The sequence below is a fragment of the Dyadobacter sp. BE31 genome (genome assembly GCF_031457695.1).
In the GTDB taxonomy this organism is placed as follows: domain Bacteria; phylum Bacteroidota; class Bacteroidia; order Cytophagales; family Spirosomataceae; genus Dyadobacter.
This window is the reverse complement of the sequence record NZ_JAVDXA010000001.1, coordinates 49588-66144: the sequence shown is the minus strand read 5'-3', so window position 1 is coordinate 66144 and position 16557 is coordinate 49588. Positions and strand designations below refer to the sequence as shown.

Below are 16557 nucleotides of genomic sequence, written 5' to 3'. Positions count from 1 at the left end.
AAATGGGTTTTAAGCAGGGTAAGAAAAGATTAAGGGGTTGGTATAGCAGTATAGGTTTAGATGAATGGCATTAGTAATCGAGCGTGATGACTTTTCCATCCTCGGAGCGGGAATAGGATAGTCCGGAATCGTCGGCCAGTATTTCGAAGAGTTCTTCGGCATTCAGCGCAGTGAAAGAGCCGGAGACCGTCTGAGCGGCCAGGGTAGAGTCGGGAATTTGGATTTTGAGCCCGAAATTGTCTTCAAACAAATCGCATATTTCGCGCAGGCTTTCATTTTCAAATACAAAGCGATGGGCTTTCCAGGCGGAGTAGTTGGCCGGGTTGGCCGTTTTCTTCACGGATGCATGGCCGGGGGCGTCGAAAGTGACCAGGTCGCCGGGCCGCATCACGATCTGATCGGTTTCGGAGCCTTTCAGGTAATGCAGTTTTACCTTACCCTTGTTCAGCACCACGCGTGAGCGCCGCGGTCGCGCATATACGTTGAACTCCGTGCCCAGCACTTCCACATCAAAATTCTTTTCGGTGTGCACGATGAATTTCTGATGGTTCTCGGTGTGGGTAATGGCGAAGTCCGCCTCTCCGGTCATGTACACATCCCGGGTGGTTTTTCCAAAACCGAACCGCGGGACCCGAAGCGTGGAGTTGGCATTGAGCACCACTTTGCTGCCGTCGGCCAATACCAGCCGCTCGATCTGGCCGAAGCCGGTGGTGTAAATCTCATAACGCACATGGTCACGCGCGAGCCAGCCGCCCGAAAGCAGCAGCAACGTGACCGCGGCCGCAACGAGCCACGATTTTCCCTGGGCCGGTAGCCTCAGTCTCGGTTGTGCCGGGGCGGGCTCTTCGACGGCTTCCACCGCCTGGTCGTCGATGCGCGAGAAATGGCGGGAAATCGCACGATCGACATCGGCATTGTACTGAATGTTCTGATTTTCCCATTCCACCAGCCAGATGAACAATTGCTCCCTGGCCTGCGGATCGGCGCTCCATCTATCGATCAGGTCCTTTTCAAATGCCGTTGCATTTCCTGAAAAATAATTGAAAATCAGCTCTTTACTTATTGGATCTTTCATGGTTAATTTTTGCGATAATGTGTTCCATGCCGCCTCGGGCAGGGATTAGTTGAATAGGGCGAGCAGCGCGAAGAACCATTTGGCCTTGATAATCCTCCTCAGTTCCTGCATCGCCGTGTACATTTGTGACTCTACCGTCCGGTAGGATACGCCCAGCTCCGCCGCGATCTCACTGTATTTTTTCCCTTCATACCGGTGCATGAGGTATACCCGGCGCTGCTTTTGCGGAAGCGTGTTGATGGCGTTCTGTACGTCGTTGTACAGATCTTCATATTGGGTAATATGGTCGGGCTGTTGTTCCGGCTGGAGCGTTACGTATTCGGCATGTTCCAGCGAGGTATTCCGCTTCATTTCGAGCCGGGCGTAATCGAAGGCGCTATACCGGACGGCCGAAAACAGGTAGTTGCGGAAGGATGTTTCCACAGTCGCGAAAACCTTATCCCTGTGGAATTTGTAAAATACCTCCGATACAATATCCTCAGCGATTTCCTTCGACGAGACATACCGCACCACGTGGCTGCACAACGGCCGGTAATACCAGCGGAAAAGCAGTTCGATCCCCGTATTGGTGTCCGATTCAAATGCCTTTTTCAGCAACATCTCCGATTCGGCCGGAAATTCAGGCCGGCGCGAAAGCCTGTCCGGGCCTTGGCCGGGAGGTGCGGGCTGGCCCGGACCATCCTCGTGATGATCAGACAATTCCAAACTATCCATGATTAGCGGGTTAAAAAGTACCGACAGCAGGCCGGTTCAGGCGGCCTGTTATAGTAATGTCGTTCTCACCGGCCGAAACACTTAGAAGAAAAATAGATTTTTTATTAAATAATCTGCAAATGTATGAATGTTCGGACAAACTTCCGCTCCGGAAAACGGTCTAAGAGATGTGTTTGGGGCGGTTTAAATTGGCCATCGGCAAATTAAATTGACCCAATGGGCTAATACACTGATTGTTAATGTATAGGTGAAATTTGGTTACAAGGACATTTGTTTATAAATTTAGGGACAAGCACCTGATTAGTTTGCATTGCCGGATGAGCTTCGACGACAGTTCAGTAGCATTTTCTTCAAACTAAGACCACAATGACTGCCCAATGAGATCCGGGAAGCGGGCCGCGATCATTATTTCAATCTCTTATTCATCAAAATATAACTCGAAGGGACCATCAGGCTCCCGATGGATTGTGACCATTATAGATCAACGTTTTCGATATGAACAAAAGGGTAGATGTCAGCATCGCATTTTATGGTAAACCTTACCAGGCCATAGTTACCATAAAGTCACTGATGGAACACAGTGGCGCGCACATTGATAAAATCTATTTTTCGAGGGAGAGAAAGCAGCCCCACAACGACTATGTCGGCATTTTCAAAGTCATCGATTACTTCCGGAATGATCCCGACGTGCGACTGGTCGTTCAATATCCCTACCATCATTTAGGCCTGGGCGTGATGGATATCGAGCGGGCAAAAACCGACACACGCTGGCGGCAGAGCATCATGTACCAGTATGCTTTGGAAACTACGGACAAGCATTATCTGTGCATTATGCATAATGATATGCTCTATTCCAAAGATATGATCGGCGACATGCTCCGGGAGTTTGACGCCGGTGCCTCCAACTTAGCCGGTGTCGGGTCAATCGGGCAATGCTGGTCTTGTCCTGCCGGTCCTGCGTGGGCGAATAAATGCAACTCGTATATCTACCAGGAATATGTTCCGTCTGTGGAGGAAGCGCTGGAAATAACGGCGGCCTACGCCACTCCGAGGCAAAAACTTCAGATGGACATTATCGAGCGGGGCAGGATTCATATCATGCCGGAATGCCGGCTAAATGAGTATTGTGCACTTATCGATGTAGACAAATACCGGCTTGAAACCGTCCCGAACGGCAACATAGGCTGCTATGGCGGAAACTGGGGAGGGGTAGATACAGCCACCGTCTGGTCTCACGACATGTATAAGAAAGGGTATGTTTTCAAGCATTTGTGTTTGGAGGATTATGCGCTGCACGCGCCGTTCGATCGAACCGGGAGCGGCACCCAGGCCAATACCAGCCGGGATATTTATCAGAATGCCGAAAGAAATGCCAAAGCCTACATCGAAGAACATTTCGGAGAGATCAGGGAGACGCCTTACGTCGCTCTGGCGAATTTGTTTGATTCCCTGAAAAGGAACGTGTGGCTCGGAATTATCCATACATATGGATTTTTGAAACGGGTATTGGGTAAATAGGGCATTGTCGGCATTTGAGTGCTGTTGTAAATGAATTTCCACACATTGCTTTTTCTGTCGTGCTGCCACCCCTGCAAATCCGGTTCTGCCCGTTGGAACAGGAATTGCTTTCAGCCCTCAAATTTCGTGTCGGACAAACCCGGTAGTCGGGCGTTCAGCGGATTTGTAACAACCAAAAAGGGGCATCATGGCAAAAAGAAAAGCACAACAGGATCCGGCAGTCGACCAGCCGGACAACGATAAGATCAAAGATCTTGAGCAATTCATGGAAGATTCATCAGGAGCATTGATGAATACGAATACCGGGGTGAAGATCAACGATGATCAGAACTCGCTGAAAGCAGGCGAGCGCGGCGCATCACTGCTGGAAGACTTTATTCTTCGCGAAAAGATCACCCATTTTGATCACGAGCGCATTCCCGAACGCGTGGTACATGCCCGCGGATCGGGTGCGCACGGGGTTTTTAAACTTTATGAACCGCTACCGGAATACACCAAAGCGCAGTTTCTCAACGATACATCCATCGAAACGCCCGTTTTTGTGCGTTTTTCAACCGTGGCAGGCTCGCGCGGCTCTACCGATCTGGCGCGGGATGTGCGCGGGTTTGCGGTGAAATTTTATACACAGGAAGGTAATTTCGACCTGGTAGGCAACAACATGCCGGTCTTTTTCATCCAGGACGCGATGAAGTTTCCTGACCTGGTTCATGCCGTGAAGCCCGAGCCGGACAACGAGATACCGCAAGCGGCTTCGGCGCACGACACGTTTTGGGATTTCATCTCCGTCATGCCCGAATCGACACACATGATCATGTGGCTCATGAGTGATCGCGCTATTCCGCGCAGCTACCGCATGATGGAAGGTTTCGGGGTGCATACGTTCCGGCTCGTAAATGCGGAGGGCAAGAGCTGTTTCGTGAAATTTCACTGGAAACCCTTGCTGGGGGTGCATTCGGTAGCTTGGGACGAAGCCCAGAACATTTCAGGTAAAGACCCTGATTTCCACCGCCGCGACCTCTGGGATGCCATCGAAAGCGGCAACTTCCCTGAATGGGAACTGGGGTTGCAGATTGTTCCCGAAGAAGATGAATTTAAATTCGACTTCGATTTGCTCGATCCGACCAAAATTATTCCCGAAGAGCTCGTGCCGGTGCGGCGAGTAGGCAAGCTGACGCTGAACCGTAATCCTGAAAACTTTTTTGCGGAAACCGAGCAGGCGGCATTCCATATCGGGCATGTTGTTCCGGGTATTGATTTTACCAACGACCCGCTCCTGCAAGGACGGCTTTTCTCTTATACCGATACCCAACTGATTCGTTTGGGTGGCCCCAACTTCCAGGAAATCCCGATTAACCGCCCGATTGTACCTGTACACAACAACCAGCGTGACGGGTTTATGCGGCAGACCATCAACCGAGGAAAGGTAAGTTATGGCCCTAACTCGATCGGCGATAATTTTCCGTTGCAAGCGAAAGTTTCCGAAGGCGGATTTGCTTCCTACCCCGAGCGCATCGACGCTCGCAAGGTGCGGGCGCGGAGCAAGAGTTTCCTGGACCATTTCAGTCAGGCGAAACTGTTTTTCAACAGCCAGTCGGAACCTGAGAAAAATCATATGATTGATGCTTTCAGTTTCGAACTGGGGAAAGTCCAATCCAACGCGGTGAGGCAACGGATGCTGGGGATATTGTCGCTGGTGGACAAAAGGCTGGCGAGCGAAGTGGGCTTTGCACTGCGCCTGGCCATACCGGAAATTCCTGAGCAGCCCATGAACAGAAGCATTCCGGCGGACGCCGATCCTGCCGACTATGAACCCGTGGTGAAAAAACCATCCGTGGCAGCGTCGCCTGCGCTGAGCATGGCAACGAGTCCGAAAAATAGTATTCAAACGCGTAAAATCGCATTTATCGCCGCTGATGGTGTCGACGGGAAATCTTTAAACACCGTCAAAGCCGCGCTGGAAAATGCCGGGGCCATTGTGGAAGTGGTTGCACCTCGGCAGAATTTCATTCTTTCCGAAACGGACAAAGAAGTGCCGGTCAATCACAGCCTGTTAACCGCGGCTTCGGTATTTTACGACGGTGTATATGTGCCCGGTGGCGCCGACAGCGTCGCGACCATTGCGGCGGATGCGGATGCGGTGCATTTCCTGAACGAAGCATTCAAACATTGTAAAGCCATTGCGGCGGACTCCGCTGCGATACCGGTGATCGAAGCTACCTATTTTGCAAAGCAGGTACCTGCCGAATGCACCGACGAGTCGGTGCTGCTGGATGGGATCGTTGTTGGGGACAAACCCTCGACGCTCGCCGATCGGTTCATTCTGGCGCTGGCGCAGCATCGCTTCTGGGAGCGTGAGAAGCCCAGAAAAGTTCCCGCTTGATTGAGAATGGGAGTGTATTAAAAAAGCGGCTGCGTAACACGCAGCCGCTTTTCTTTATGCTTCCTGGCCGAGCAGAAAAGCCGCCTCCTGATTGCCCTGCTGAATGGCGATGTCGTAGGCCGTTAGTCCGCGTGAATCCTGAATAAGTGGATCAGCTCCACTTTCGAGCAACAGGCGCATCACCTCGTTTCGCCCGAAAAGCACTGAGAACATCAGCGCAGTTCCACCATTACCATGCTGCCGGTTGAGGTCGGCGCCATGCATGAGGAGCAAGCGGGCAATATCGGCGTAGCCTTTGAAGGCGGCACCCATCAAAGCCGTATTTCCGCCGAAGTCGGCTGCATTCACGTCCGCGCCGTGGCGCAGCAGCAATGCGGCCGCATCGTAACGATTGTTATAACACGCGATAATGAGCGGCGTGTAGCCTTTTTCGTCCTGGACGTTCACGTCCGCTCCGCGGTCGATCAGTTCGGTGAGCACGGCCGTCTCTCCCAGACGCGCTGCGTGCAATGTAATTCCGACGATGTTTTCCACGCGGTTACTGCTGCTCTACCGGCTTTTGTTGTTCGTTCATCTGATGTGCTACTACGCTGTCGGGCGTAAGATTGCTCACCGCGATCTGCACTTTGTTTTTCAGACCGGACACTACTTTGTCTTTTCCCTCCATCAATGCCTCGTAACCGTCCCTGGCCACGTCGGCAGGGTCGGCCAAATCGTCTTCGTCCTGAACGGCCTTACTGTCTTGCATATCGGCTTTGTTGAAAAAATCGGTGTCGGTAACGCCGGGCATCAGGGCCGTGAGGGTGACGCCGGTATCCTTCACTTCCTCCCTGACAGCCTCGGTAAACGAAAGCACAAATGCCTTCGTGGCATGGTATACCGCCTGCCACGGGCCCGGTAATTTGCTGGCAATGGATGCGAGATTCAGGATTTTACCTGACTTACGAGCTGTCATGTCCGTTAAAAAGCACTTGGTAAGGACCACCAGCGAGGCAATATTCAGGTCGATGATGCCCAGTTCCCTGTCGATGTCGGTTTTATCAAATTTGCCATAAACACCCTGGCCCGCATTGTTGACCAGCACGTCTATTTCAAGGCCGCGCTGTTTGATATCGGCATAGAGGGCGAAAGCCTGTTCCCGATCAAAGAGATCTTTGGGAATGGGTAGTACTTCCACACCGAATGTCCGCAGCTGCGAGCTGGTTTCGTCCAGCTCGGCAATGTCCCGGGCCGTAATGACGAGGTTGTAGCCGTCGCGGGCGAAAAGTTTCGCAAGTTCAAGCCCTATTCCACTGGTAGCCCCGGTGATCAGGGCATATTTTCCATTGTTTTCCATGATATCGCGTATTTGAATGAAAGGGTGATTTGGGTTAAAAACCATGCCGGAAGCATGGGGAGCGAACTCAGTGATTTGCTTTTAACCGGCGTAAACATGGCGTTCTTCCAGCAGCATCAGCATTGAGTTCAGCACCACATCGAAATCCTGGCAGGTGTTCCAGTTGATGGTCTTGTGCAAAGCTTTGTTCAAAGGCCCCCAGCGTTCGGGTTCCCCGTCCATGCTGATCACGATACTCGGCGTGCCGGTAGCCGCTGCAATATGCGATACGCCGGTGCAGTTGCTGATCAGCAATGCGGATTCCCGGATCAGCTGCGCGATCTCGCCCGGCCCTGTCCGACCCGTGAGGTCGATGGCCGGGTAGTCCATCGCTTCAATAACCTGCCGGGTAACATCGGCTTCGCCAGCTGTACCCGTAACTACTACCTGGTAGTTCATGCCCGCACATTCATCGGCCAGGCAGGCGAAATGCGAGGGTGGCCACTGGCGCCATGCGCCGCGCGAGCCCGGATGCACACACACATAGTGTCCTTCTTCGAGCATCGGATTTTGGGCGTGAAAACGGGCTGCTTCTGCTTCTGTAACCGGATATTCGAGATGTGTGCCGATTGCCGGAATGCCAAGGTGTTCCATCAGCCGCAAATGCCGCTCTATTTCCGAAATGCCGGTCGGGTATTCAAGAAATCGACCGGGGTCACGATAATTCCCTTCGCTATGAAAGCCCGCCACGGGACCGGCGCCCAGGCTTTCGAGCATTTCGTTAACGATGCTGCCATTGCCTTGCATTTGCAGGATCAGGTCGAAGGGATTCTCGTGCATGGCATGCCGGAATTGCTCCCATTTCGCGGGGTCAATCGCTTGCTCCGGGAGTCCTTCATAACCGGGGAAATGGACGAAATCATCCAGGTACGCCGAAAAGCGCTCGCGGAAGGATCTGGCCCAGGGCAGCCCCAGCAGCGTAATTTCGGCTTCGGGATAGGCGTGGCGTAATGCCCGCAGCGCAGGTACGCAACAAAGCATATCGCCGAGTTGCAATGCCCTGAAAACGGCAATGCGGTGTGTCGTTTGAGGTGGAAATGTCATAGGAAAAAGACTTTGTATCGCAGTGCCCCGCGAATGGTCCAGTAAACAGACAAGTAAGGAATAGCCAAGGAAGTAACCATCATCTCCGTGCGATGCGAAAGCGAAGCGTCGGTTCCGTTGAGACGTTTAGCCATAAAATACAGCAGCGCGCCGGCCCATACCAGCAGGGCTATTCCGCCGACGGTCGGTGAACCCAGCACGAACCCGAGCGCGGCAACGATGCTCGCCAGGATGATCACATAGTAATTCCACACCGGGCCTCGGGCAATTCTGCTCCGGTACAGCTCCGGGTGTTTTTTGAAAAGCAGTGCATTGAACATGCTTTTACGCTGCTCGGCGATGCTTACACCCCAGGAAGTCTTTCGGACGGGGTGACAAACCACTGCGTCGGACACACGGAAAATCGGGATCTGGCCGGTCAGCAGTTTGAATTGTAAATCCGAATCCTCCCGCCAGGCTGTGGGAAACGCTTCGTCGAAACCGCCTGTCAGTTCAAGGGCGCCCCGGCTGCAAGCACAATTGGCGGTAATGAACTCCGCAGTGGATAAATAGGCGACATTTTTTTCGTAGTCGGTAGGGCAATCGCGCACGGGTACGGTTACCTGGCCGGTGAAGGCAACGTACTGCTGGTCGTAGAAGCGATAGGCACGCCAGAAGGCGGCGAGCCAGCCGTTCTCAGGGATGCAGTCGTCATCGGTGAAAATCACCAGGTCGCCCGCCGTTCTGCGCCAGCCGTAGTTGCGTGCGGCGGCCGGACCACGCCGGGCCGGTAAACTGTGGAATGTAATGCAGAAGTCGGGGTATTCGCTGGCAAAAAACTGTACGATGGCTTCTGTCTGTGGATCGGGACCATCCGACACGACCGCTACTTCAAAAAAACATCCCGGATAATCCTGCCTGTGTAGCGCCGTCAGACACCTATACAAAAGTTTAGGGCGTTTGAATGTCGGTATGATCACGCTCATGCTGGCTGTTATCATGGCTTTTCAAGGATAAATGAGTTGATAATCAATGCGTCGAATGGCGATGTCCAGAAGCACTCGATGGCGTCTCTGGGTGAGCACACGATCGGCTCACCGCGCGTGTTGAATGAAGTATTCACCAGCACAGGAACGCCGGTAAGTGCCTTGAATTCGTTTATCAGGTCATAGTAGAGCGGGTGCTGATCGCGGTTGACGGTTTGCACGCGCGCGGTGCCGTCGGTATGGCGCACGGCGGGAATGCGGTCGGCTTTATCCGCTTTCACGGGGTAAACAAAAAGCATGAATGGCGAGACCGCTGCCCCCTCAAACCACTCGTGTGCATCGTCTTCGAGGACTACCGGGGCTACCGGCCTGAAATCCTCCCGATCTTTGATATCATTGAGCCGCGCCTGCATCTCGGGGTGGATCGGGGAGGCGAGAATGGAGCGGGCGCCAAGCGACCGTGGACCGAACTCCATCCGCCCCTGGTACCAGGCAATGATTTTATCCTCAGCCAGGATCGCCGCTGTTTCTTTCGCGACGTTCGTCAGCCGTTTGTAAGGCATTTTGGCCCATAACATAAATCGCTCGATCTCCTCATCGGAATAGTCGGGCCCCCAGTACACATGCTCCATCGGTGCGGTATAGCGCGGTCCTTCTTCGCGCGTGTTCAGGCGCACGTCCAGCCATTGGGCAGCCCCCAATGCGGTGCCGGCATCCCCGGCGGCTGGTTGCACCCACACATGCTTGAACGGCCCCCGGTCGCGGATCACCGCATTCATGACGCAGTTGAGCGCAACGCCTCCCGCCATGCAGAGGTTTTGGGCGCCTGTTTGGTCATAGAGCCATTGGGCCAGCTTTAAAACCGTTTCTTCTAATGCCTTTTGCAGGGAATGCGCAATGTCGTAATGCAGTTGTTCGAAAGGATCTTCTTTCCGGCGCCCTGCTCCCCACCATTGCTCAGGGTCGAAATCGTCGATGGTGTACTGGCCGTCGGTCCCTACATGGATCACCGACCGGAAATCTTCCAGGTAGACCGGCCGCCCGTAGGACGCCAGCGCCATGACCTTGTATTCGTCGGACGAATGCAGGAAGCCCAGGTAAGTGGTTATCTTTTCGTACAGCATCCCCAGTGAATGCGGCATGTCCACAGAATCGATCTGGACCAGCGAGTTATCCTTTCCGATAAAATAGCCGGTGGTTGCCTGCTCGCCCCGGCCATCGAGTGTGAGCACGGCGGCTTCATTGAACGGCGAGGGGAAAAATGCGCTGGCTGCATGAGCCACGTGGTGGTTGACATATGCCCATTTACTGGCAATGTCGCCGCCGTTGGCCAGTCGTTTCTGTAAATGGTGCGGGTAGCCGTCGCGGAGTTGTTCCGGCGCTTTGCGGATGTAGTTCAGAAAAAGTGTATCCCAATCCTGATACACATCCGGCGCGGTCAGCACATCGGCTGCGTCGTCGAATGCGCTTTTATAGACCGATGATTCGGCGACGCCTTCCGGATCAAATGAATAGGCGATGCGGTCCACGTCCTGCAAGGTTATGCCTGCGGTCTTCAGGCAGTAGTCAATGGCGTGGAAAGGGAGTTCCCAGGTAGAGAATGGTATGGGGCGTTTGCCATGTTTGATGTGGGTAAAACGCTCTTCTTCGGCGGCAGCGATGATTTTTCCGTCTTTTACCAGCGCGGCGGCGGTATCGTGAAACGCTGCATTGATTCCAAGGATGTACATAGGCAGGTCTTTGGTTTGTGAATGTTGGCCGCTGGGCACAACTACCATGCCAGTTCAAACTGTGGATATTCTTCCATGTCGCGGATTTCCGGGACCTCTTCATATACGTTGCGTTTGGAAGCGTTTCGCACGGTTTATGCGCTTCTCACCCTCCAACGGCCTGATGTACAAAAGAGCGCTTGTCGCCAATGGCATCGTTTTTGACAAGGCGCGGCCTGTTTCACATCAACGATTACATATGAACGGGAATAACAGCGGCCGGTTAAGGATTTTTACCTGGCACATTCATGGGAGTTATCTTTATTATCTTTCAAAGGGCAATTACGACATTTTTATTCCCGTCAACGGCACCCGGAGCGAGGGGTATTACGGGCGCGGCGAGACATTTCCTTTCGGTCCCAATGTGATCGAAGTGGACGCTGCGGACGTGCGTAATAAGGAGTTCGACTGTATCCTGTTCCAATCGGAACGGAATTACCTGATTGACCAGCATGATATCCTTGCAGACTGGCAGAAGCGGCTTCCGCGCCTCTATGTGGAGCATAATACGCCTGTTCAGCACCCTACCAACAGCCGGCACGTAATGACCGACCCGGCCGTGAAGATGGTGCACGTGACCCATTTCAACAAGCTTATGTGGGACAATGGCGGCTCGCGCAACGTGTGCGTGATCGAGCATGGGGTATGTATTCCGGAAGTTTCCTACCGTGGGGATATCCCGCGCGGCATTGTGGTGATCAATCACATCGAGCAACGCGGACGGATCACGGGCTGGGATGTCTTCGATGAAGTCCGGAAGCACGTGCCCTTAGACCTGATCGGCATGGGAACCAGCGGCTCGGGCGGGCTGGGGGAAGTGCTCAATCCGCAGTTGCCGGAGTTTATCAGTCATTACCGCTTTTTCTTCAACCCGATCCGCTACACGAGTTTCGGCTTAGCCGTTTGCGAAGCGATGATGACCGGCATGCCCGTAGTCGCGTTGGCGACGACCGAGTATGTGACGGTGATCAAAGACCGTGAATGCGGATTGATAGATACCAATATCGACCGCCTGATCGAGGGCATGAACAACCTCATTGCCGACCCGGTTTGGGCGCGGCAGCTCGGCGAACAGGCCAGAGAGGTAGCCACAAGTAAATTCAGCATTACCCGGTTCGTGACGGATTGGGAAAACACTTTCAGACAAACTATTCAACACAATTATGAAAAGGGAAATAGCATTTATCAGTGAGCATGCCTCTCCGCTGGCGATATTAGGGGGAGTGGATAGCGGCGGGCAGAACGTGTATGTCGCCGAACTCTGCAAATCGCTCGCCAAACTGGGTTATATGATCGACATTTTTACGAGAAAGGACCGCGCCGAGCTTCCCGAGATTGTTTCATGGCTACCGGGCATCCGCGTGATACACATCGAGGCGGGCCCCGCTACGGACGTGCCTAAGGAGCACCTGCTGGGTTTTATGGACGAATTCGGCAGAAATATGATCGGTTTCATGAAGCGATTTCAAATAGAATATGAATTGGTACATGCCAATTTCTTTATGTCGGGCCTGGTGGCGTCCTACGTGAAACGGCGGCTGGGCATTCCCTATGTGATCACATTTCACGCATTGGGAAAAATCCGGAAACTGCATCAGAAAGAGCAGGACGCATTTCCCGAGGAACGCCTCGGCATTGAACAGATGATCGTCGACGATGCCGACTATATCATTGCCGAATGTCCGCAGGATAAGCAGGACCTGGTGGAGCATTACCAGGCCGACCCGTCGAATATTACCGTTATACCGTGCGGCTTCAGCGGCGACGAGTTTCATCCGGTAGCCAAGTCGGTCGCACGCAGGCAACTGGGTCTGGAACGGGACGAACTGGTATTGCTGCAATTGGGCAGGGTGGTGCCCCGCAAAGGGATCGATAATGTGATCCGTTCGCTGCGCTACCTCCGCGACATCCCTAAACTGCGATTGCTCGTTGTGGGGGGAGCGACGGACGTCCCCGATTTCGAAAATGATCAGGAGTTTATCCGCCTTCGTGACATTGCACGGGCGGAGGGTGTGTTGGCGCAGGTCGAATTTACCGGTCGCCGGAACCGGCAGCAGCTCAAACAGTACTACCAGGCGGCAGATTTCTTTATTTCCACACCCTGGTATGAGCCTTTCGGCATTACTCCTCTGGAAGCAATGGCATGCGGTACGCCGGTTATCGGCTCTGCGGTAGGGGGAATCAAATATACAGTCAAAGACCGGGAAACGGGTTTTCTGGTGCCGCCGCACGATCCACGGGCGCTGGCGCAGGCCGTACGTGAGGGCATTTCGTGTCCCGACAAATACCGGGCATTGTGCCGCAATGCGCTCAAACGCGTGAACGCATATTTTACCTGGGAACATGTTGCGCGGAAAGCCGACGATCTCTATCACCGCGTCAATCTGCGCACGGTGTCACGGCCCGCCGCTTCCTTACTTTATATGCGGAACGCCGGCGTCATGCGGCAAGCCGATTACCGCAACAGCATAAGAGCCTATGCAATACCACGTTAACAAGGCGGTTTTTCTGGATAAAGACGGCACGCTGATCCGCGACGAGCCCTATAATGTCGATCCGGCCAAGGTAGTTTTTGAAGATGATGTATTCGAAGGCCTGCGGACTTTGCAGGCCGACGGATACCGCCTTGTAGTGGTGTCGAACCAGCCGGGGCTCGCGATGGGACTATTCTCTCAAATCGAGCTGGATGCGCTGATACGGTATTTCGAAGATGTTTTTGTAGAGAATGGGTTAGTACTCTCGGGATTTTACTACTGCCCGCATTTGCCTGCCTCCGCGGAGCATGGGTGTGAATGTCGTAAACCAGGGCCGGGCTTGCTGATACAGGCCGCGGCAGATCTGCACATTGATCTTCCACATTCCTGGATGATCGGGGACATTCTCCATGATGTGGAAGCGGGTAACCGGGCGGGTTGTCACACCGTGCTGATCGACAATGGCAACGAGACGGAATGGCTGGAAGGCCCGTACCGTGTTCCGCATTACACCACCCGCTATTTCAAGGACGCCGCCGACTATATTACCACCCAAACCATTGCCGAAAATGATGGAGAATAGTTGTCTAAGGCGTGTACTTTGCATCCGCGCCGACAATATGGGCGATGTTATCATGTCGTCGCCGGCCATGCGTGCGCTCAAAGAAACCTTCGGAAGCCAAATTACCTTACTCACTTCCCGGGCGGGGGCATTGGTAGTTCCTTACCTCGATTGTGTGGACGGGCTCATCACAGCCGATTTACCCTGGGCCGGGCATGCCACGGCCGTAGATTATGACCTGCCTGCATTGGCGGGTGAAATCGCCTCGATGCATTTCGACGCAGCTATCATTTTTACAGTGTACAGCCAAAGCGCGCTTCCCGCAGCTTTGCTCGCGTACATGGCGGGCATTCCCGTGCGCGTCGCCTACGCGAGGGAAAATCCTTACGCATTGCTCACTAACTGGCTTCCCGACCATGAACCTTACGAGCGGATCGGGCATCAGGTAGAGCGCGACCTGCATCTGGTTCGGAGCATTGGTGCCGACGTTGCCGATGACCGGCTTTTTTTAACCCGACATGCACAAGCACTGGAGGGATTGAAGGACAAACTTTCTTCCATCTCTATTCATTATAATACATCCTATTGGGTGCTGCATCCGGGTGTTTCGGAGGAGAAACGAAAATACCCGGCAGAATTGTGGATCGAAACCGGCAAGCTGTTGAGAGCGAAGTTGGGTTTGCCATTGTTAATATCAGGGTCGGCATCCGAGAAAACGCTCGCGGATGCTATCGCTGCCGGTATTGGCAGCGGCGCACGGTCGGTTGCCGGAGCATTGTCGCTGGGTGAGTTCATCGCGTTGGTGGACAATGCAACTGGTGTAATTTCCGTCAATACTTCCACCATTCATATTGCAGCAGCCGTGCATACGCCCGTGGTTGTTTTATATGCACAAACCAATCCCCAGCATACGCCCTGGAAATGTCTTCATGAAGTATTGCCTTTTTCAGTCCCAGCCCATTTGCAAAGCCGTAATGCCATCATCCGGCACGTTGCCGAAAGCCTGTATCATGAAGTAGTTCCCTATCCGGCCCCGGCGGAGATTGCAGGGGCGATGGAGAGACTGCTTAGCTCAAAGGCGGCCCATCCGGGCCTTGTTGAACAGGAGCGTTACTGACGCGTTTGCCTTTGAACAATGTATTCAATGAGGATTGCCAGTTGAGGAGCACATCAATGATGAAGAAATCGCGGAGATTGCTTCGGATACTGGTGCGCAGGATGCGCTTGACGATACTTTTATGCACTTCGCCTTCCTCCCGAACACGTGGCAGCAGCTGAATAGCCACGACAGTGAGTACCGCCCCGATCAGGAAAAGGAAGTTCCATTCGTGCAAGAGCAACAACCTGAAACTTTTTTGCAGGGTCGGCCCGGTCCATTCGGCCATGATGCGTAGCTGCCGCAGTGTAAAGTAATCGGCCAGAAAGCCGCCAATCATGGGTGCAAGCGAGGAAAATACAGAGGTAATGATGTTTTTGACAGAAAGGTAAATAATGGCTTCCCGCGATGGAGCGAGTTTAAGCCCGATGTTGGTCAATGCGAGGTTGATGCCCGCATTGCTGGCCCCGCTGAGCATATGAATGAGCGCCAGCAGAACCATGTTTGAAACGAGGCTGTAATAAATCCCCACAAAACACCACGCGATCACGCACAGGAGGTAAAGCGGCGCGCAGATGGCGATGATCGTTTTGTTGCTGTAACGGTCGGCAAAGACGCCCCATAATCCGATGGTGGCAATGCTGCTCAGTTGGCTGAGGATCGTCAGCGGGACAATGTACAGCAGCGTAAGGCCGAGGGTTTTCAGCATAAACACCGTAAAAAACGGCGTTGCGATATTGACCGCGAAAAGCCATGCCGAATTAAATACCAGCAGCTTTCGGAAGTTGAGGTCTTTCAGCGGGCGCACAAACATTCTGAGAATGTTGTCGCGGTCCAGAATCGACATTGGTTCCGGAACCGTAGAAAGCAGCCATGCTCCCGAAAGGCCGATGATACCCGCCAGCGCGAACATGATTGAGTAGGTTGTCAGTTCAAACTGGGGATAATTTTTACGGATACTATCAACGGCAATCGCCAGGATAATGCTCAGGATCACATTCAATATCTGTGCATACCGGCCACGTTTGGAGAAATATACGCCCAGCATTTCGCCGGGGACGAGGTCTTTCATCCATGCATTCCAGCTGGGCCCGGCAATGGAGCCGAAAAGGTAGAAGAAGAAAAGAAAAAACAGCAGCAGGTTCACCGGTGCTTCTTTCCCAAACACAAAAGGCAACAAACCGATCAGCAGAAGCGGCACCCGTGCTAATATGGAGCATATGACCGACACCGCGCGACGGTTGTTGTACTTCCGGATCAGCCAGATAGACGTGAGCTGAAATACATTGGTCAACGTAGGCAGGGAGGCCAGTAGCCCAATTTGAAAGTTATTGGCGCCGAGCAATAGTGCAAATGCAACCAGGAAGGTCCCACCGGTGAGGGTGGTCATGGCCTCGGTAGTCAGGCCTTCCTTTAGAATGGTGTTCAATCCACTGTTGATCTCCTGTTCGGAGAGTCGTTCCTTGGGTCTTAAAATCATAGGCGTGAATGGATATCTACTCCGTTTTACACCCGCGTTCGCGGTTCTGGATCGGGCAAACCCATAAATAAGCGTGCCACAGGATCCGGGAAACGCGAAGGACGA

14 protein-coding genes are annotated in these 16557 nt (G+C 53.3%); 6 read left to right on the top strand and 8 right to left on the bottom strand.

Features of this window, described 5'->3' with window-relative positions; genetic code table 11:
* Nucleotides 1-70: 70 nt before the first annotated feature.
* Both J2Y43_RS00310 and J2Y43_RS00305 read right to left on the bottom strand, forming a co-directional pair.
* Nucleotides 71-1075 (bottom strand): FecR domain-containing protein, encoded by a 1005-nt coding sequence (locus tag J2Y43_RS00310; RefSeq protein ID WP_309981788.1) that lies wholly within the window; start codon nucleotides 1073-1075, stop codon nucleotides 71-73.
* A gap of 45 nt (nucleotides 1076-1120) precedes the next feature.
* The gene (locus tag J2Y43_RS00305; protein ID WP_309981789.1) at nucleotides 1121-1789 is read right to left on the bottom strand and encodes a sigma-70 family RNA polymerase sigma factor; all 669 of its coding nucleotides are present in this window, start codon (nucleotides 1787-1789) and stop codon (nucleotides 1121-1123) included.
* Nucleotides 1790-2284: 495 nt separating this feature from the next.
* Between J2Y43_RS00305 and J2Y43_RS00300 the strand changes: the two genes are divergently transcribed.
* Nucleotides 2285-3307, top strand: a complete 1023-nt coding sequence (locus J2Y43_RS00300) for a hypothetical protein (RefSeq protein ID WP_309981790.1) — start codon at nucleotides 2285-2287, stop codon at nucleotides 3305-3307.
* 187 nt (nucleotides 3308-3494) lie between these two features.
* Nucleotides 3495-5687: a catalase gene (locus tag J2Y43_RS00295; protein WP_309981791.1), complete on the top strand. Its 2193-nt coding sequence runs from the start codon at nucleotides 3495-3497 to the stop codon at nucleotides 5685-5687.
* 54 nt (nucleotides 5688-5741) lie between these two features.
* On the opposite strand, the gene J2Y43_RS00290 is transcribed toward J2Y43_RS00295, so the two are convergent.
* The 5 genes from J2Y43_RS00290 to J2Y43_RS00270 all read right to left on the bottom strand — a co-directional run bounded on the left by J2Y43_RS00290 (nucleotide 5742) and on the right by J2Y43_RS00270 (nucleotide 10801).
* Nucleotides 5742-6221, bottom strand: a complete 480-nt coding sequence (locus J2Y43_RS00290) for an ankyrin repeat domain-containing protein (protein WP_309981792.1) — start codon at nucleotides 6219-6221, stop codon at nucleotides 5742-5744.
* 4 nt (nucleotides 6222-6225) lie between these two features.
* Complete coding sequence (locus J2Y43_RS00285) at nucleotides 6226-7023, bottom strand: SDR family oxidoreductase (RefSeq protein ID WP_309981793.1); 798 nt, start codon at nucleotides 7021-7023, stop codon at nucleotides 6226-6228.
* Nucleotides 7024-7104: 81 nt separating this feature from the next.
* Nucleotides 7105-8106, bottom strand: coding sequence for a glycosyltransferase family 9 protein (locus J2Y43_RS00280; protein ID WP_309981794.1), 1002 nt, complete (start codon nucleotides 8104-8106; stop codon nucleotides 7105-7107).
* Nucleotides 8103-9086: a glycosyltransferase gene (locus J2Y43_RS00275; RefSeq protein WP_309981795.1), complete on the bottom strand. Its 984-nt coding sequence runs from the start codon at nucleotides 9084-9086 to the stop codon at nucleotides 8103-8105. The genes J2Y43_RS00280 and J2Y43_RS00275 overlap by 4 nt, the downstream gene beginning before the upstream one ends.
* The gene (locus J2Y43_RS00270) at nucleotides 9083-10801 is read right to left on the bottom strand and encodes a carbamoyltransferase C-terminal domain-containing protein (RefSeq protein ID WP_309981796.1); all 1719 of its coding nucleotides are present in this window, start codon (nucleotides 10799-10801) and stop codon (nucleotides 9083-9085) included. The genes J2Y43_RS00275 and J2Y43_RS00270 overlap by 4 nt, the downstream gene beginning before the upstream one ends.
* Before the next feature lie 136 nt (nucleotides 10802-10937).
* Between J2Y43_RS00270 and J2Y43_RS00265 the strand changes: the two genes are divergently transcribed.
* The 4 genes from J2Y43_RS00265 to J2Y43_RS00250 are packed head-to-tail and all read left to right on the top strand — an operon-like array spanning nucleotide 10938 to nucleotide 14993.
* Entirely contained in the window at nucleotides 10938-12032 is a 1095-nt protein-coding gene (locus tag J2Y43_RS00265) for a glycosyltransferase (protein ID WP_309981797.1), read from the top strand.
* Nucleotides 12004-13335, top strand: coding sequence for a glycosyltransferase (locus J2Y43_RS00260; RefSeq protein ID WP_309981798.1), 1332 nt, complete (start codon nucleotides 12004-12006; stop codon nucleotides 13333-13335). The genes J2Y43_RS00265 and J2Y43_RS00260 overlap by 29 nt, the downstream gene beginning before the upstream one ends.
* Nucleotides 13319-13897: an HAD family hydrolase gene (locus J2Y43_RS00255; RefSeq protein ID WP_309981799.1), complete on the top strand. Its 579-nt coding sequence runs from the start codon at nucleotides 13319-13321 to the stop codon at nucleotides 13895-13897. The genes J2Y43_RS00260 and J2Y43_RS00255 overlap by 17 nt, the downstream gene beginning before the upstream one ends.
* Complete coding sequence (locus J2Y43_RS00250) at nucleotides 13884-14993, top strand: glycosyltransferase family 9 protein (RefSeq protein WP_309981800.1); 1110 nt, start codon at nucleotides 13884-13886, stop codon at nucleotides 14991-14993. The genes J2Y43_RS00255 and J2Y43_RS00250 overlap by 14 nt, the downstream gene beginning before the upstream one ends.
* Here J2Y43_RS00250 and J2Y43_RS00245 read toward each other — a convergent pair.
* Nucleotides 14944-16452, bottom strand: a complete 1509-nt coding sequence (locus tag J2Y43_RS00245) for an MFS transporter (RefSeq protein ID WP_309981801.1) — start codon at nucleotides 16450-16452, stop codon at nucleotides 14944-14946. The two genes, J2Y43_RS00250 and J2Y43_RS00245, sit on opposite strands and share 50 nt — an antisense overlap.
* Nucleotides 16453-16557 lie beyond the last annotated feature (105 nt).